Below are 18,148 nucleotides of genomic sequence, written 5' to 3' on the forward strand. Positions count from 1 at the left end.
CCCCGGATCCTCGGATCCGGGGGCCGTCGTCGTGTTCGGGGCCGTGAGGGCCCGCCGGGCACCCTTCGGGGGGAGGGGCCCCGGGCGACTACAGGTCGCTGATCTGGTCCTCGGCCGGGATCTCGAACGAGGTGGTGCCGATGGAGGAGAACTCCAGCTCCATGTCCATCTCGTCGTCCGACATGTGCATGCGCATCGGGAAGCCGTCCTCGGCGATCCAGATGGAGACGTCGACGGTCCCCGCCAGGTCACCGCCGAGGAAGTCCAGGACGGCGCTCTTGGACTCGGCGTCCATGGCGTCGACGTCCTCCTGGGTCAGGGTGCCCTCGACCACGGTGGTGGCGACGCCGTCGACGTCCTCGGATCCGGTCTCCTCCATCTGGTCGACCTCGGCGAAGGCCCCCACCATGTCGGGGAAGGTGGACAGGTCGAACAGGTCCTCGGGGGCGAGCTGTCCGGCGTCGTCCAGGCCGCGGGCCCACGGGGTGTCGACATCCTGGAGACCGTTGTGGTTGGAGACCAGGCTCTCGCCCTCGGGCGGCAGGATGATGATGGTGGTGCCCAACTCCTCCGCGCTGACATCCGGGGCGGCGCCGCCGAGGGCCGCCAGCTCGGCCAGCATCTCGCCGATGGACGGCATCACCATGGTGACCTGGGTGGCCTGCGGGTCGTCCATGATCTCGTAGGTCATGTCGACCTCGATCTCACCGAGGTCGGGGTCGGGCATCGCCATGGAGATGTCGAGGGTGTAGTTCGTGACCTCGGCGGTGCTCTCGCCCAGGTTGCTCAGCAGGTCGAAGAGGCCACCGCCCTTCTCCTCCTCGGCGGCCTCGGTGACCTCGGCGACCTCCTCGGGGGCCTCTTCGGAGCCGCAGGCGGTGAGGGACAGGGCCAGGACCCCGGCGCTGAACAGGGCCGGGACGCGGGTCTTCACGGTGCTTGTTCTACTTTCTCTCAAGGGGGATGAGCACCAGGGAGCGGGGTGTGCTCTATCGCGGGAATGGTCTCACGAAAAGCGGACATTCCCGTCTTCTTGAACAGCCACCCCTGCCCCGGGGCCGAATCCCGGACGGTTCCCCGTCCGGGTGGGTGAGCGCCGTCACCGGGGGATGCGCCGGTCAGGGTTAGAGCGGCCCGTGACTCGGGTATGATGGTGTCTTGCCGAAGACCGCTGGTCGTCACCCGAACGGGTGACCTAAGGATCCATCCACGATGGGCGCCCGCGCAGGTGTCACAAGAGCTTTCCCGTACCGCTCCATCGCGCCCCGCGCGCTCGGAGTCGGATACGCGGACCTGCCCCGTGCGCCTGGCGCATCGGGGCTTTTCTCGTGCTGACGCCCTTTGTGCGGGTCCTTGGGAATCAACCGGCGTTCAATGTTGGAAGGAGTCCCATGGCGAGGCCGGACAAGGCAGCCGCGGTCGCCGCGCTCTCGGAGGAGTTCCGTGAGTCCAGCGGTGCCGTGCTGACCGAATACCGGGGGCTCACTGTGGCTCAGCTCACCGAGCTGCGCCGTAGCCTCGGCCAGAACGCGCGTTTCTCCATCGTGAAGAACACGCTGACCAAGTTGGCGCTCAAGGAGGCCGGTGTCGAGGCGCAGATCGATGATCTGCTCGTCGGCCCGTCCGCCGTCGCCTTCGTCCACGGTGACGTGGTCGAGGCCGCCAAGGGTCTGCGCGACTTCGCCAAGGCGAACTCGCCGCTGGTGATCAAGGGCGGCATCATCGACGGTAAGTCGATGACCGCCGAGGACGTCACCAAGCTGGCCGATCTGGAGTCCCGAGAGGTTCTCCTCTCGAAGCTTGCCGGCGCGCTCAAGGCCAAGCAGGGCCAGGCCGCCGCCGTCTTCCAGGCGCTGCCCTCCAAGACCGTGCGTCTCGCACAGGCCTTGGCGGACAAGCGTTCCGAGGAAGCCGCTTAAACCTTGTGAACCACGGCGGGTGCCGACGGCGCCCGGCCATTGGCTCGCACGCGCAGCCCACAGGCGCGCGTGTTCGTAAAGAAAGAGAGATCGCATCATGGCGAAGCTCAACAACGAGGACCTGCTTGCCGCGTTCGAGGAGATGACCCTCCTCGAACTGTCCGAGTTCGTGAAGCTCTTCGAGGACAAGTTCGACGTCACCGCCGCCGCTCCGGCCGCCGTCGTCGCCGCCGCCCCGGGTGCCGGTGGCGGCGCCGCCGCCGAGGAGGAGGAGAAGGACGAGTTCGACGTCGTCCTCGAAGCCGCCGGCGACAAGAAGATCCAGGTCATCAAGGAGGTCCGCGGCCTCACGAGCCTGGGCCTCAAGGAGGCCAAGGACCTCGTCGACAACGCTCCGAAGGCGCTGCTCGAAGGCGTCAACAAGGAGACCGCGGAGAAGGCCAAGGCCGCTCTCGAAGGCGCCGGCGCCACCGTCACCCTCAAGTAGTCCTCAGGCGGGCCCCTGAGGCCCGTCGACTGCGCTCGCGGCCGTCCGCTCCCTTCGGGGAGGGACGGCCGCTTTCGTGTCCCCAGGGGCCGGTGGGGGCCGAAGCGCCCGGTGGGAGGCCCCTCGGCCCCGCCGTGGCTTTTCCCTGATCGGCCCCGTGTCCGACGCCGATCACGCCGGGACGTGTGCGAAGCTTGTGCCGGCTCGGGGGCGGACCGTTCGGAGGTCGGGGCCGCGGATGCGGATCGTCCCCGGAACACGGTAATCTCCGGTGCCGGGAATCTTGAGCGGCTCGGGGGCGAGTGTTTACCCGCCCGCCCCGGGGGAATCCTTCCGGATGTCCGATGGCTCACAAACCCCCCAGGGGCCAGGGCGAGAGCGCAGTCCACCGGACGGATCGCCCCCGCGTAGGGGTTGACGGATCGCCTTCCACAGGTGATCCTGCCGGTGTCGTGAGTTGCGCTGTGGACCATGAGTGGACAGCGGTGTGGTGTTCGGCTACACTGCTCTTTTGCGCTGCCCTTTGGTGATCCCTGTGCCGGTGACCGGCTGCCGACCAGCCCGTTTCGTCTGGACAAGGCACCCGTTCCCGCTCGATGTGACCGTCTCAACCGCGTTGCGGCGGTCCTTCTCGTGACGGATCGTCTGGCGTGCGCGCTTCAACCGCCACAAGCCTTCGGAAGGACCCCTGTTGGCAGCCTCGCGCAACGCCTCCGCTAACGCCCTTGGTCCGCACCGCGTTTCCTTCGCCCGTATCCAGGAACCCCTTGAGGTTCCGAACCTGCTTGCCCTGCAGACCGAGTCGTTCGACTGGCTGCTGGGCAACGACAAGTGGAAGGCCCGGGTCGACGCGGCCCGGAACGCTGGCCGCAAGGACGTTACGGAGCAGTCCGGTCTCGAAGAGATCTTCGAGGAGATCAGCCCGATCGAGGACTTCTCGGGCACGATGTCCCTGTCGTTCCGTGACCACCGCTTCGAGCCGCCCAAGAACACGGTCGACGAATGCAAGGAGCGGGACGCCACCTACTCCGCGCCGATGTTCGTCACCGCGGAGTTCATCAACAACGACACGGGTGAGATCAAGAGCCAGACGGTCTTCATGGGCGACTTCCCGCTCATGACCGACAAGGGCACCTTCATCATCAACGGCACCGAGCGTGTCGTGGTGTCCCAGCTGGTCCGCTCCCCGGGTGTCTACTTCGACAGGTCCGTCGACAAGACCACGGACAAGGACCTGTTCGGCTGCAAGGTCATCCCGTCCCGCGGCGCCTGGCTGGAGTTCGAGGTCGACAAGCGCGACTTCGTCGGCGTCCGCATCGACCGCAAGCGCAAGCAGGGCGTCACCGTCCTGCTCAAGGCGCTGGGCTGGACCACCGACCAGATCCTGGAGCGGTTCGGTCAGTACGAGTCCATCCGCAACACGCTGGAGAAGGACCCCACCGCCGGCACCGACGACGCGCTGCTGGACATCTACCGCAAGCTGCGTCCGGGAGAGCCGCCCACGAAGGAGTCGGCCCAGGCGCTGTTGGAGAACCTCTACTTCAACCCCAAGCGCTACGACCTGGCCAAGGTCGGCCGCTACAAGATCAACAAGAAGCTCGGTCTGGAGACCGACTACACGCAGGGCACGCTGACCGAAGAGGACATCGTCGCCACCATCGAGTACCTCGTCCGCCTGCACGCGGGTGAGAAGGAGAGGGACACCCCGCTCGGTGTCCTGCCGATCGAGGTCGACGACATCGACCACTTCGGCAACCGCCGCCTGCGCACCGTCGGCGAGCTCATCCAGAACCAGGTCCGCCTGGGCCTGGCCCGCATGGAGCGCGTCGTCCGCGAGCGGATGACCACTCAGGACGTCGAGGCGATCACGCCCCAGACCCTGATCAACATCCGTCCCGTCGTCGCCTCCATCAAGGAGTTCTTCGGCACCTCGCAGCTGTCCCAGTTCATGGACCAGACCAACCCGCTGGCGGGTCTGACCCACAAGCGCCGTCTCTCGGCGCTGGGTCCGGGCGGTCTCTCCCGTGAGCGCGCCGGCTTCGAGGTCCGCGACGTGCACCCCTCCCACTACGGCCGCATGTGCCCGATCGAGACCCCCGAGGGTCCCAACATCGGTCTCATCGGTTCGCTGGCCGCGTACGGTCGGGTCAACCCGTTCGGCTTCGTGGAGACCCCGTACCGCAAGGTCGTCGACGGTCGCATCACCGACCAGGTCGACTACCTCACCGCGGACGAGGAGGACCGGTACATCATCGCGCAGGCCAACACGCCGATGAACCCGGACGGCACCTTCGCCGAGGACCGCGTGCTGGTCCGCCGTAAGGGCGGGGAGTTCGAGCAGGTCGGCACCGACGACGTCGACTACATGGACGTGTCGCCGCGCCAGATGGTGTCGGTCGCCACCGCCATGATCCCGTTCCTGGAGCACGACGACGCCAACCGCGCGCTCATGGGTTCCAACATGCAGCGTCAGGCCGTGCCGCTGCTGCGCGCCGAGGCCCCGTTCGTCGGTACCGGCATGGAGTACCGCGCCGCCACCGACGCCGGTGACGTCGTGCTCGCCGAGAAGGCCGGTGTCGTCGAGGACATCACCGCCGACTACGTCACCGTCATGGCCGACGACGGCACGCGCAAGACCTACCGTCTGCACAAGTTCCAGCGCTCCAACCAGGGCACCTGCTTCAACCAGCGTCCCATCGTCGCCGAGGGCCAGCGGGTCGAGGCGCGCCAGGTCCTGGCCGACGGCCCGTCCACCGACCAGGGTGAGATGTCGCTGGGCAAGAACCTCCTCGTGGCCTACATGTCGTGGGAAGGTCACAACTACGAGGACGCCATCATCCTCTCCCAGCGTCTGGTGCAGGACGACGTCCTCTCCTCGATCCACATCGAGGAGCACGAGGTCGACGCCCGTGACACCAAGCTGGGCCCGGAGGAGATCACCCGGGAGATCCCCAACGTCAGCGAAGAGGTCCTCGCCGACCTCGACGACCGGGGCATCATCCGCATCGGCGCCGAGGTCGTCGACGGCGACATCCTCGTCGGCAAGGTCACGCCCAAGGGCGAGACCGAGCTGACCCCGGAGGAGCGTCTGCTGCGCGCCATCTTCGGTGAGAAGGCCCGCGAGGTCCGCGACACCTCCCTGAAGGTGCCGCACGGCGAGTCCGGCAAGGTCATCGGCGTCAAGGTGTTCAGCCGTGAGGAGGGCGACGAGCTCGCCCCCGGCGTGAACGAGATGGTCCGCGTCTACGTGGCCCAGAAGCGCAAGATCACCGACGGCGACAAGCTCGCCGGCCGTCACGGCAACAAGGGCGTCATCTCCAAGATCCTCCCGCAGGAGGACATGCCGTTCCTGGAGGACGGTACGCCCGTCGACATCATCCTCAACCCGCTGGGCGTCCCCGGCCGTATGAACGTCGGCCAGGTCCTGGAGGTCCACCTCGGCTGGCTGGCCAAGAACGGCTGGCTGGTCGAAGGGGTCGAGGAGGAGTGGCAGCAGGCGCTCGCCGCGATCGGCGCCACCGACGTGCCGCCCAACTCCAAGGTCGCCACGCCGGTCTTCGACGGCCTGAACGGTGACGAGCTCAGCGGTCTCATCAAGTCGGTCCGCCCGAACAAGGACGGCAACCCCCTCATCAACGAGGACGGTAAGGCCCGCCTGTACGACGGCCGCACCGGTGAGCCCTTCGCCGAGCCGATCTCCGTCGGCTACAAGTACATCCTGAAGCTCCACCACCTCGTGGACGACAAGATCCACGCGCGTTCCACCGGCCCGTACTCCATGATCACCCAGCAGCCGCTGGGCGGTAAGGCGCAGTTCGGCGGTCAGCGTTTCGGTGAGATGGAGGTCTGGGCGCTGGAGGCCTACGGCGCCGCCTACGCCCTCCAGGAGCTGCTCACCATCAAGTCCGACGACGTGGTGGGCCGGGTCAAGGTCTACGAGGCCATCGTCAAGGGCGAGAACATCCCCGAACCGGGCATCCCTGAGTCCTTCAAGGTGCTCATCAAGGAGATGCAGTCGCTCTGTCTGAACGTGGAGGTGCTGTCCAGTGACGGTATGTCCATCGAGATGCGGGACAGCGACGAGGACGTCTTCCGCGCGGCGGAAGAACTGGGAATCGACCTGGGTCGGCGCGAGCCGAGCAGTGTCGAAGAAGTCTAACTTCCGCATTCTTCGAGAGCAGGGGACGAATTAAGTGCTCGACGTCAACTTCTTCGACGAGCTGCGCATCGGTCTCGCCACGGCCGACGACATCCGCCAGTGGTCGCACGGCGAGGTCAAGAAGCCCGAAACCATCAACTACCGCACCCTCAAGCCCGAGAAGGACGGCCTCTTCTGCGAGAAGATCTTCGGCCCGACCCGGGACTGGGAGTGCTACTGCGGCAAGTACAAGCGCGTCCGCTTCAAGGGCATCATCTGTGAGCGCTGCGGCGTCGAGGTGACCCGCGCCAAGGTGCGCCGTGAGCGAATGGGCCACATCGAACTGGCCGCGCCCGTCACGCACATCTGGTACTTCAAGGGCGTGCCCTCCCGCCTGGGCTACCTGCTGGACCTGGCGCCGAAGGATCTCGAAAAGATCATCTACTTCGCCGCCTACATGGTCACGTGGGTGGACACCGAGGCCCGTGAGCGCGACCTCCAGTCCCTGGAAGCGCGGATCGCGGTCGAGAAGCAGCACATGGAGCAGCGCCGCGACTCCACCATCGAGGAGCGGCACCGCAAGCTCGAAGCCGACCTGGCCGAGCTTGAGGAGCAGGGTGCCAAGGGCGACGCGCGCCGCAAGGTGCGCGAGGGCGCCGAGCGCGAGATGCGCCAGCTGCGCGACCGTGCCCAGCGCGAGATCGACCGCCTCGACGAGGTCTGGAACCGGTTCAAGAACCTCAAGGTCCAGGACCTCGAAGGCGACGAGATGCTCTACCGCGAGATGCGGGACCGCTTCGGGAAGTACTTCCGCGGCGGCATGGGCGCCCAGGCCATCCAGGACCGGCTCGCCAACTTCGAGCTGGACGTGGAGGCCGAGAGGCTCCGGGAGATCATCCGCACCGGCAAGGGCCAGAAGAAGGCCCGCGCCCTCAAGCGGCTCAAGGTCGTCTCGGCGTTCCTCAACACCACCAACAGCCCCATGGGCATGGTGCTGGACTGCATCCCGGTCATCCCGCCGGACCTGCGTCCGATGGTGCAGCTGGACGGTGGCCGCTTCGCGACCTCCGACCTCAACGACCTGTACCGCCGTGTCATCAACCGGAACAACCGCCTCAAGCGGCTGCTCGACCTCGGTGCGCCCGAGATCATCGTCAACAACGAGAAGCGGATGCTCCAGGAGGCCGTCGACGCGCTGTTCGACAACGGCCGCCGCGGCCGTCCCGTCACCGGGCCCGGCAACCGCCCGCTGAAGTCGCTGTCCGACATGCTCAAGGGCAAGCAGGGTCGTTTCCGCCAGAACCTGCTCGGTAAGCGAGTCGACTACTCCGGCCGTTCGGTCATCGTCGTCGGCCCGCAGCTGAAGCTGCACCAGTGCGGTCTGCCCAAGCAGATGGCCCTGGAGCTGTTCAAGCCGTTCGTGATGAAGCGCCTGGTCGACCTGAACCACGCGCAGAACATCAAGAGCGCCAAGCGCATGGTGGAGCGGTCCCGCGCCGTGGTGTGGGACGTCCTCGAAGAGGTCATCACCGAGCACCCGGTTCTGCTCAACCGTGCCCCGACGCTGCACCGCCTGGGCATCCAGGCCTTCGAGCCGCAGCTCGTCGAGGGCAAGGCCATCCAGATCCACCCGCTCGTGTGCACCGCGTTCAACGCGGACTTCGACGGTGACCAGATGGCCGTGCACCTGCCGCTGTCCGCCGAGGCCCAGGCCGAGGCGCGGCTGCTGATGCTCGCCACCAACAACATCCTCAAGCCGTCCGACGGCAAGCCCGTGACCATGCCCACCCAGGACATGATCATCGGCCTGTACTACCTGACGACGGAGCGGGCGGGGGCCGCCGGCGAAGGCCGCGCGTTCCGCGGTCCGGCCGAGGCGATCATGGCCTACGACCTGGGCGACCTCGACCTTCAGGCGAAGATCCGCCTGCGCATCGAGGACGGCGCCCCGGCTCCCAAGGACTGGACGCCGCCGGAGGACTGGAAGCCGGGCGAGGCGTACACCCTGGAGACCACTCTGGGTCGGTACCTCTTCAACGAGACCACCCCGGTCGACTACCCGTACATCAACTACCAGGTCGGCAAGAAGCAGATCTCGGTGCTGGTCAACGACCTCGCCGAGAACTACCCCAAGGTGCAGGTCGCCACGACCCTGGACGCCCTCAAGGACGCCGGTTACCGCTGGGCCACCCGGTCCGGCCTGACCATCGGCATCGAGGACGTCGTCGCGCCTCCGCGCAAGGCGGAGATCCTCGCGGGCTACGACCGCAAGGCGGACAAGATCCAGCGCGAGTACGAGCGTGGTCTGATCACCGACGACGAGCGTCGCAACGAGCTCACCGAGGTGTGGACCCAGGCCACGGCCGAGGTCGCCAGGGACATGGAGGACAACTTCCCCGCCGACAACCCGGTGTGGATGATGGTCCAGTCCGGCGCCCGAGGCAACCCGATGCAGGTGCGTCAGATCGCGGGTATCCGTGGTCTGGTCTCCAACACCAAGGGTGAGACGATCCCGCGTCCGATCAAGTCCTCCTACCGTGAGGGCCTGTCCGTGCTGGAGTACTTCATCTCCACCCACGGTCAGCGCAAGGGTCTGGCCGACACCGCGCTGCGGACCGCCGACTCGGGTTACCTGACCCGTCGTCTGGTGGACGTCGCCCAGGACGTCATCGTCCGCGAGATCGACTGCGGTACCGACCGTTCGCTGTGGCACGAGATCGGTGAGAAGAACGCCGCCGGCGTCGTCGTGCGCAAGCACAACGTCGAGAACACCGGTTTCGGCCGCACCCTCGCCGAGGACGTCGCCGACGCCAACGGCGACCCGGTGCTCCAAGCGCTCTCCGACACCTCCGAGCAGAACATCGACAAGCTCATCGCCGCCGGGATCACCCGGGTGCGCATCCGCTCGTCGCTGACCTGTGAGGCGAAGATCGGCGTCTGCACCACCTGCTACGGCCGCTCCATGGCGACCGGCAAGCCGGTGGACGTCGGTGAGGCGATCGGTATCATCGCGGCCCAGTCCATCGGTGAGCCCGGTACCCAGCTGACCATGCGGACCTTCCACATGGGTGGTTCGGCCGGTCAGGACATCACCCACGGTCTGCCCCGTGTCCAGGAGCTCTTCGAGGCCCGCATCCCCAAGGGTGTGGCCCCGATCTCCGAGGTCGAGGGTCGGATCCGGATCGACGACACCGAGAAGAGCCGCAAGATCGTCGTCATCCCCGACGACGGCACGGACGAGATCGCCTACCCGGTCCCGATGCGCGCCCAGCTCCTCATCAGCGAGGGCGATCACGTCAAGGTCGGCGAGCAGCTGATCCAGGGCGCGATCAACCCGCACGAGGTCCTGCGCATCCAGGGTCCGCGCGCGGTGCAGCAGCACCTGGTGTCCGAGGTCCAGGAGGTGTACAAGTCGCAGGGTGTGTCCATCCACGACAAGCACATCGAGATCATCGTCCGCCAGATGCTCAAGCGGGTGAACATCCTGGAGTCGGGTGACACCGAGCTGCTGCCCGGTGAGATGGTCGAGCGGCCGAAGTTCGAGCGGATCAACCGCCGCGTCGTGTCCGAGGGCGGTCAGCCCGCGGCCGGTCGTCCGGTGCTGCTCGGTATCACCAAGGCCTCGCTCGCCACCGAGTCCTGGCTGTCGGCGGCCTCCTTCCAGGAGACCACCCGGGTGCTCACCGAGAACGCGATCCACGGCAAGAGCGACCCGCTGCTCGGCCTCAAGGAGAACGTCATCATCGGTAAGCTCATCCCGGCCGGTACGGGCATTCCGCAGTACCGCAACATCCGGGTCGAGCCGACCGAGGAGGCCAAGGCCTCGATGTACTCGGTCTCCGGTTACGAGGAGCCGAGCGAGTACACCTTCGGGCAGGGCTCGGGAGAAGCCGTGCCGCTGGAGGAGTACGACTTCGGTCCGTACAACCGGTAGCCGAGGTGAACTGACGGCGGCGGTCCGCCTCCCCTGCGGGGGTGGTGCCGCCGCCGTTCGGCGTAAGGGGTCCGTACGCGGACCGGGGAGAGGGCGCCACGGCGCCGGCGGGAGAGGCATGACTGATAACGGGGGCGGACGGGATTCCGGCGGTGACGCTTCGTGGTTCAGGCCCAGTGAGGACCGCCACCTGCGGCAGTCGGAGTACGAGGACCCGCTCGAAGGTCCGGAGCAAGAGGAGACGGTCTTCCCGGACAGCGGGGGGTACGCGGGCCTGAGTTCGTCGCGCCCCGCGCTGGTGGACCCGTACCCGGAGGCCCTGGGCGGGCCTCCCGTCGAACCGCCCAACCCGCTGTCCTACCCGGGTGCCGGCGACGCGGCATACCGGCCGCTCACCCGCATCCCCGGAGAGCGGGACGAACCGCGGACCCGGGAGATCCCGGCCCTGCGCCCGGATGACGAACCCCTGTGGGCCGGATCGGATCACTCCGAGGCCGGCCGTGAAGACCCGCGTGACGGTGTTCCCGCCTCTTCCGTCAGCGATTCCCCGTGGACCTCGGACACCTTCTCCGCCACCGCCGGCGAACGCGCCGGTCTCGGTGGCGATGACGCTCCTCCTCGCTCGGATCCGGCCTGGGGCTCGGACCCGTCGGACCTCGCTTCCGGGTGGGGCGCCGATGAGACCTCCCCGAGGGCGGACGACGACCCCGACACCTCCGGTGCCGCCGTGACCGCCGAGCCCTGGGACACGGGTGGGGCGCCGTACAGCGGTGAGCGCGATGCCCACGGTGCCTTCCCCGGTGCCGTCGACTCTCCGTGGAACTCGGAGCCGCCGGCCCGCGCCGACGAACACGACGGTTCCGGTATCGCGCGGGCCTGGGACACCACCGCTCCCGCAGCCGGCGGTTGGGAGGTCGACGCCGAGCCGCGCCCCGTCGTGGGCGACGCACCGTGGGAGCCGGAACGGTCCGCCCGCCTCGACGAGCGTGGCGGGTCGGGCGTCGAGGACGCGCCGGGCGCTCCCACCCCCGGGTGGGGTGCCGAGAGCGCCTCCTCGCGCCCTGACGCGGCCTGGGACACCGGTGTCGACCCACGTCCCGCCGGTGAGCCGGCCCGGGACGCGGACGTGGCCGGTGGGTACGGTGATCCGCCGGGTGAGGGTGACGCTCCTGGTGTTCCGGTGTGGGACGCGGGGGCCGCGGACGTGTCCGCCGATCGTTGGGGTTCCGGTGAGGACCCGCTGGGCGGGCCCTCCAGGTGGGGTTCCGATGACGTTTCCCCGGTCGCGGGTTCCGACGCGGCGTGGGACACGGGTGCCTCCGAGGCGGGTCCGTTCGCCGCGGGTTCTCGGGGCCGGTACGCCGACGAGGACCCGCTGGGCGGCTCCTCCACGTGGGACGCGGACGTGGCCGGTGGGTACGGCGATCCCTTCCGTTCCGGTGAGGGTGTCGGTCCCGGTGTTCCTGTCGGGGACGCGGGGGTCGCGGACGTGTCCGCCGATCGTTGGGGTTCCGGTGAGGACCCGCTGGGCGGGCCCTCCAGGTGGGGTTCCGATGACGTTTCCCCGGCTGCGCGTTCCGACGCGGCGTGGGACACGGACGATGACCCGTTGGGTGGTCCCGTCCGTGAGGATCGGGGTTGGTCTTCGGGGGTGGACGATGACCCGTTGGGTGGTCCCGTCCGTGAGGATCGGGGTTGGTCTTCGGGGGTGGACGATGACCCGTTGGGTGGTCCCGTCCGTGAGGATCGGGGTTGGTCTTCGGGGGTGGACGACGATCCGTTGGGTGGTCCCGTCCGTGAGGACCGCGCGTGGTCCCCGGAGGCGGACGACGATCCGCTGGGCGACTCCTGGCGTCCGCGGCCGATCACCGAGGAACCCCGGGCGGAGGAGAACGACTCCTGGGACTGGAGTGAGAACTCCGGTGGGAACCCCGGCCCCGTGCGGATGTCCGACGTCCGCGACGACGCGCGTCCCTGGGGCGACGACCCGCTGGGCGGACCCCGTGAGGAGGTCGAGGACCGACGGCCCGCCTCGTGGGTCGACGTCCCCGAGCCGGACGCCTGGAACGACGCGTCCTCCGGCGCCACCGGCAACACCTGGGCCTTCGACCGGGACGATCCCCGGTTGCCCGACGTGGTGCGCGAGGCCGAGCGGCGGCGGCGTGAGGAGCGCGATGCCCTCGACGCCGGCGACCCCGCGGCCTCGGTGGCGGCCTCCGACGATCCCCTGGGGGCGATCGCGGACCTCCAGACGCGGGCCCGGTACGAGGACGGTGGGCCTGCCGACGAGGGCGCCACGCAGATGTTCACCCCCGTCGAGGACGAACCCGACGCGTCGAGGGCGGAGGACCCCGATTACGACGACGGGTTCACCCCGGCCGATTACGGAATGTCGGACGAACCCAAGGCCAAAAAGCGGAGAAAAGATCCCATCGCCGAGGACTTCCCCGGCTTCGAGGACCGGCCGCCGGGCGGCGAGGCCGGGGACGCGTACCCCGGTTACGACAGCATCGACTTCCTCGCCGACACCGAAAGGGGGGCGTTGGTCACCCTGTGGCTGGGCATCGCCTCACTGATCCCGGGTCTCGGTCTGGTCACCGCTTTGGTCGCCCTGTTGGTCACCGGCCCCAAGGCCAAGCGGGCGATCCGCGGTTCCAACGGGACCCTCGACGGGCTGGGTTTCATCATGACCGGCACGGTTTTCGCCGTGATCGGCATCCTCGTCACGGTGATCTCGGTCGCCATCTGGGTGATCCTGTAGCGTTCACGGCCGCTCCCTGTGACAATGGTCGGAGGGGAGCGGCCGTTGTGCTATGTTCACCGGTCCCGGTGCAAAACCGGGGCGAAGCAACGCCGGGACGGCGTAGACTGAGGGTGACCCACGGCTACGCGAGAACCGGTTTCGCGGTTCGCGCCATGTCGCACACCGTTTTGACCGCCTAGAGGGTAGACGGTAGCCTGTGTGATTGTGCCCGTGAGTCGACGGGTCACACGTGTGTGTGCGGCGCCCCGGTCGGAGTCTGAAGACCTGCGGCGCGCGGCGCATGTGAACCCCCTCCCGTGAAAATCGGCCCCTTGTCGGCTGTGTTCGGTTTCGCCGTGCTTCGGAACGAACGCGACACGCCCGACAGCGTGGGTCGGGGAGGTTCGGGAAATCCAGCAGGTCAATAGCGATACGGCTACGAGAACCGGCGTAGGTCACGAGGAAGACGGAGACGCGGTGCCCACCATCCAGCAGCTGGTCCGTAAGGGCCGACAGGACAAGGTCGCAAAGAACAAGACCCCGGCGCTGAAGGGGAGTCCGCAGCGTCGTGGTGTGTGCACACGCGTCTACACCACCACGCCGAAGAAGCCGAACTCCGCTCTGCGTAAGGTCGCTCGCGTCAAGCTGAGCAGCGGCATCGAGGTCACGGCCTACATCCCCGGTATCGGTCACAACCTCCAGGAGCACAGCATCGTGCTGGTGCGCGGTGGTCGTGTGAAGGACCTGCCGGGTGTCCGTTACCGAATCGTCCGCGGTTCGCTCGACACCCAGGGTGTCCGTAACCGCAAGCAGGCGCGTAGCCGTTACGGCGCCAAGAAGGAGAAGTAAGCATGCCGCGCAAGGGCCCGGCGCCGAAGCGCCAGCTCATCACCGACCCGGTCTACGGTTCGCCGCTCGTCACCGCACTCATCAACAAGGTGCTGCTCGACGGTAAGCGTTCCATCGCCCAGCGCGTCGTCTACGACGCCCTGGAGGGTGCTCGCGAGAAGACGGGCCAGGACCCGCTGGTCGTCCTCAAGCGCGCTCTGGACAACGTCAAGCCCGCGCTGGAGGTCCGCAGCCGCCGTGTCGGTGGCGCGACCTACCAGGTGCCGGTCGAGGTTCGCGCCTCCCGGTCCACCACGCTGGCGCTGCGTTGGCTCATCTCGTTCTCGCGTCAGCGTCGCGAGAAGACCATGACCGAGCGTCTGATGAACGAGCTGGTCGACGCCAGCAACGGTCTCGGCGCGGCCGTCAAGAAGCGTGAAGACACGCACAAGATGGCCGAGTCGAACAAGGCCTTCGCCCACTACCGCTGGTAACCCTGCGGTTGTATCGCAATAGACCGAGGGAATGACGAGCCTCATGGCTGTTAAGACTGCGCTTGACCTGGCCAAGGTCCGCAACATCGGGATCATGGCCCATATCGACGCGGGCAAGACCACCACCACTGAGCGGATCCTCTACTACACCGGTGTGACCCACAAGGTGGGCGAGGTCCACGATGGCGCTGCCACCATGGACTGGATGAAGGAGGAGCAGGAGCGGGGTATCACCATTACCTCCGCTGCTACCACCACCCACTGGGACGACCACACCATCAACATCATCGACACGCCCGGCCACGTCGACTTCACGGTCGAGGTCGAGCGTTCGCTGCGTGTTCTCGACGGTGCTGTCGCGGTCTTCGACGCCAAGGAAGGCGTCGAGCCCCAGTCGGAGCAGGTCTGGCGTCAGGCTGACCGCTACGGCGTGCCGCGCATCTGTTTCGTCAACAAGATGGACAAGATCGGTGCCGAGTTCCAGCGCTGCGTGGACATGTTCCGCGAGCGTCTGGGTGCCAACGCGATGCCGATCCAGCTGCCCATCGGTGCCGAGAGCGACTTCAAGGGCGTCATCGACCTCGTGAAGATGAAGGCCTACGTCTGGAACGACGAGGCCGCCCTGGGCGAGATGTACGACACGATCGACATCCCGGACACCCACGCGGACGCCGCCCGTGAGGCTCGCGACCAGTTCCTGGAGACGCTGGCCGAGGCCGACGACGAGATCATGGAGCTGTACCTGGAGGGGCAGGAGCCCACCCTGGAGCAGCTGGTCCCGGCCATCCGTCGCGCCACCATCGCGGGTACGGCCATCCCGGTCGTCTGCGGCACCGCGTTCAAGAACAAGGGCGTCCAGCCCCTGCTCGACGCGGTCGTGGCCTACCTCCCCTCGCCCCTGGACATCGAGGCCATCGAAGGCCACGACCCCAAGGACGAGACCGAGGAGTCCAAGCTCTCCCGCAAGCCCAGCAACGACGAGCCGCTGTCCGCTCTGGTCTTCAAGATCATGAGCGACCCGCACCTCGGCAAGCTGACCTACGTGCGCATCTACTCCGGCGTTCTCCAGACCGGTACCCAGGTGCTCAACAGCGTCAAGGGCCGCAAGGAGCGCATCGGCAAGATCTACCGGATGCACTCCAACAAGCGCGAGGAGATCGCCGAGGTCGGTGCCGGTGACATCGTCGCCGTCATGGGTCTGAAGGACACCACCACGGGTGAGACGCTCTGCGACCCGCAGAACGGCATCGTCCTGGAGTCCATGACCTTCCCGGCCCCGGTCATCGAGGTGGCCATCGAGCCGAAGACGAAGAGCGACCAGGAGAAGCTGGGCATCGCGATCCAGCGTCTCGCGGAGGAGGACCCCTCCTTCCAGGTCGCCACCGACGACCAGACCGGCCAGACCGTCATCTCCGGTATGGGCGAGCTGCACCTTGAGGTCCTCGTCAACCGCATGCGCGACGAGTTCAAGGTCGAGGCGAACATCGGTAAGCCCCAGGTGGCCTACCGCGAGACCATTCGCAAGAAGGTCGACGGCCACGTCTACACCCACAAGAAGCAGACGGGTGGATCGGGCCAGTTCGCCAAGGTCAAGATCAACGTCGAGCCTCTTGAGTCCGAGAGCGGCGACACCAGCGGCTACGAGTTCGTCAACGCCGTCACCGGTGGTCGCATCCCGCGGGAGTACATCCCGTCGGTCGACTCCGGCTGCCAGGAGGCCGCGGAGCTGGGCGTCCTCGCCCACTACCCGCTGGTCGGCGTGAAGGTGACGCTGACCGACGGTCAGTACCACGAGGTCGACTCCTCCGAGATGGCCTTCAAGACCGCCGGTTCGATGGCCTTCAAGGAGGCCGTCAAGCTGGCCAAGCCGACTCTCCTGGAGCCGGTCATGGCGGTCGAGGTGACCACACCTGAGGAGTACATGGGTGACGTCATCGGTGACCTGAACTCCCGCCGTGGACAGATCCAGTCCATGGACGAGCGTTCCGGTGTCCGTCTCGTCAAGGCCCTCGTGCCCCTCTCCGAAATGTTCGGCTACGTGGGTGACCTGCGCAGCCGTACGCAGGGTCGAGCCAACTACTCGATGGTGTTCGACTCCTACGCGGAGGTTCCGTCCGCTGTCGCCCAAGAAATTGTGGCGAAGGTTCGCGGCGAGTAATCGCGAACACGTGACCAAGCCGGTCCCGCCCTTCTGGGCGGGTGCCGGATCCCAGATAGCTCTGTACGTCTAGGAGACTTTCAGTGGCGAAGGAAAAGTTCGAGCGGACTAAGCCGCACGTCAACATCGGCACCATCGGTCACATTGACCACGGCAAGACCACGCTGACCGCAGCCATCACCAAGGTGCTGCACGACGCGTACCCGGACATCAACCCCTTCACCCCGTTCGAGGACATCGACAACGCTCCTGAGGAGCGCGAGCGCGGCATCACCATTTCCGTCGCTCACGTCGAGTACCAGACCGAGGCGCGTCACTACGCCCACGTCGACTGCCCCGGTCACGCGGACTACGTGAAGAACATGATCACCGGTGCCGCTCAGATGGACGGCGCGATCCTGGTCGTGGCCGCCACCGACGGCCCGATGCCGCAGACCAAGGAGCACGTGCTCCTGGCCCGCCAGGTCGGCGTCCCCTACATCGTCGTCGCCCTGAACAAGGCCGACATGGTGGACGACGAGGAGATCTTCGAGCTCGTCGAGCTTGAGGTCCGCGAGCTGCTCAGCGAGTACGAGTTCCCCGGTGACGACATCCCCGTCACCAAGGTCTCCGCGCTGAAGGCCCTTGAGGGCGACCCGGAGTGGGGCAAGTCCGTCCTGGAGCTCATGGGCACCGTGGACGAGTACATCCCCGAGCCCGAGCGTGACACCGACAAGCCGTTCCTCATGCCGATCGAGGACGTCTTCTCGATCACCGGTCGCGGCACCGTCGTCACCGGTCGCATCGAGCGCGGCATCGTCAACGTCAACGAGACCGTCGACATCGTCGGTATCAAGGACGACAAGCAGACCACCACGGTCACCGGTGTCGAGATGTTCCGCAAGCTGCTCGACCAGGGCCAGGCCGGCGACAACGTCGGTCTGCTCCTGCGCGGCATCAAGCGCGAGGACGTCGAGCGCGGCCAGGTCGTCATCAAGCCGGGCACGACCACCCCGCACACGGAGTTCGAGGCCCAGGTCGTCATCCTGTCCAAGGACGAGGGTGGCCGCCACACGCCGTTCTTCAACAACTACCGCCCGCAGTTCTACTTCCGCACCACCGACGTCACCGGCGTCGTGACGCTGCCGGAGGGCACGGAGATGGTCATGCCCGGTGACAACACCGAGATGACCGTCAACCTGATCCAGCCGGTCGCGATGGAAGAGGGCCTGAAGTTCGCCATCCGCGAGGGTGGTCGGACCGTGGGCGCCGGTCGCGTCACCAAGATCCTCAAGTAGCACACGCGGGGGAGGTTCCTTCCGGAACCGACCCGGCGTGGTGGGCGGGCCGCCCCCGACGGCGGCCCGCCCACCACAACGAAAAGACGTCATCGGGCTCTGTGACGGTGACGCACCGCAGGGGCAAGCCCTGTTGCGGTTTCTCAAGGGAATAGGGGCTCACGGCTGTA

General features: G+C 67.2%; 10 protein-coding genes. 9 read left to right on the top strand and 1 reads right to left on the bottom strand.

Annotated elements, in window-relative coordinates:
- Nucleotides 1-88: 88 nt before the first annotated feature.
- On the bottom strand, nucleotides 89-934 hold the full coding sequence (locus RM479_RS23485; protein ID WP_311513898.1) for a LolA-like protein: 846 nt from the start codon (nucleotides 932-934) through the stop codon (nucleotides 89-91).
- Between the two features lie 457 nt (nucleotides 935-1,391).
- Here RM479_RS23485 and rplJ point away from each other — a divergent pair, with 457 nt between their 5' ends.
- The 9 genes from rplJ to tuf all read left to right on the top strand — a co-directional run bounded on the left by rplJ (nucleotide 1,392) and on the right by tuf (nucleotide 17,978).
- Complete coding sequence (rplJ, locus tag RM479_RS23490) at nucleotides 1,392-1,919, top strand: 50S ribosomal protein L10 (protein ID WP_306370913.1); 528 nt, start codon at nucleotides 1,392-1,394, stop codon at nucleotides 1,917-1,919.
- A 97-nt stretch (nucleotides 1,920-2,016) separates the two neighbouring features.
- A complete protein-coding gene (gene rplL, locus RM479_RS23495) occupies nucleotides 2,017-2,406 on the top strand; it encodes a 50S ribosomal protein L7/L12 (RefSeq protein ID WP_274809985.1) in 390 nt (129 codons plus the stop codon).
- A gap of 691 nt (nucleotides 2,407-3,097) precedes the next feature.
- The gene (rpoB, locus tag RM479_RS23500) at nucleotides 3,098-6,565 is read left to right on the top strand and encodes a DNA-directed RNA polymerase subunit beta (protein ID WP_311513899.1); all 3,468 of its coding nucleotides are present in this window, start codon (nucleotides 3,098-3,100) and stop codon (nucleotides 6,563-6,565) included.
- Nucleotides 6,566-6,599: 34 nt separating this feature from the next.
- On the top strand, nucleotides 6,600-10,478 hold the full coding sequence (locus RM479_RS23505) for a DNA-directed RNA polymerase subunit beta' (protein WP_311513900.1): 3,879 nt from the start codon (nucleotides 6,600-6,602) through the stop codon (nucleotides 10,476-10,478).
- Between the two features lie 118 nt (nucleotides 10,479-10,596).
- Nucleotides 10,597-13,239 carry a hypothetical protein gene (locus RM479_RS23510; protein ID WP_311513901.1) on the top strand — a complete coding sequence of 881 codons (2,643 nt, stop codon included), beginning with the start codon at nucleotides 10,597-10,599 and terminating at the stop codon, nucleotides 13,237-13,239.
- Between the two features lie 459 nt (nucleotides 13,240-13,698).
- On the top strand, nucleotides 13,699-14,070 hold the full coding sequence (gene rpsL, locus RM479_RS23515) for a 30S ribosomal protein S12 (RefSeq protein ID WP_017538026.1): 372 nt from the start codon (nucleotides 13,699-13,701) through the stop codon (nucleotides 14,068-14,070).
- Nucleotides 14,071-14,072: 2 nt separating this feature from the next.
- Complete coding sequence (gene rpsG / locus RM479_RS23520) at nucleotides 14,073-14,543, top strand: 30S ribosomal protein S7 (RefSeq protein ID WP_274809981.1); 471 nt, start codon at nucleotides 14,073-14,075, stop codon at nucleotides 14,541-14,543.
- A 43-nt stretch (nucleotides 14,544-14,586) separates the two neighbouring features.
- Nucleotides 14,587-16,701 (top strand): elongation factor G, encoded by a 2,115-nt coding sequence (fusA, locus tag RM479_RS23525; protein WP_311513902.1) that lies wholly within the window; start codon nucleotides 14,587-14,589, stop codon nucleotides 16,699-16,701.
- 83 nt (nucleotides 16,702-16,784) lie between these two features.
- Complete coding sequence (gene tuf, locus RM479_RS23530; protein ID WP_274809979.1) at nucleotides 16,785-17,978, top strand: elongation factor Tu; 1,194 nt, start codon at nucleotides 16,785-16,787, stop codon at nucleotides 17,976-17,978.
- The last annotated feature ends 170 nt before the right edge of the window (nucleotides 17,979-18,148 follow it).

Source organism: Nocardiopsis lambiniae (genome assembly GCF_031845465.1).
GTDB classification, from domain to species: Bacteria; Actinomycetota; Actinomycetes; order Streptosporangiales; family Streptosporangiaceae; genus Nocardiopsis; species Nocardiopsis lambiniae.

Excerpts from the sequence above, each read along its gene's own strand:
- rpsG (WP_274809981.1), top strand. The coding sequence starts at position 14,073 with ATGCCGCGCAAGGGCCCGGCGCCGAAGCGCCAGCTCATCACCGACCCG.
- RM479_RS23510 (WP_311513901.1), top strand. The coding sequence starts at position 10,597 with ATGACTGATAACGGGGGCGGACGGGATTCCGGCGGTGACGCTTCGTGG.
- rplL (WP_274809985.1), top strand. The coding sequence starts at position 2,017 with ATGGCGAAGCTCAACAACGAGGACCTGCTTGCCGCGTTCGAGGAGATG.
- fusA (WP_311513902.1), top strand. The coding sequence starts at position 14,587 with ATGGCTGTTAAGACTGCGCTTGACCTGGCCAAGGTCCGCAACATCGGG.
- rplJ (WP_306370913.1), top strand. The coding sequence starts at position 1,392 with ATGGCGAGGCCGGACAAGGCAGCCGCGGTCGCCGCGCTCTCGGAGGAG.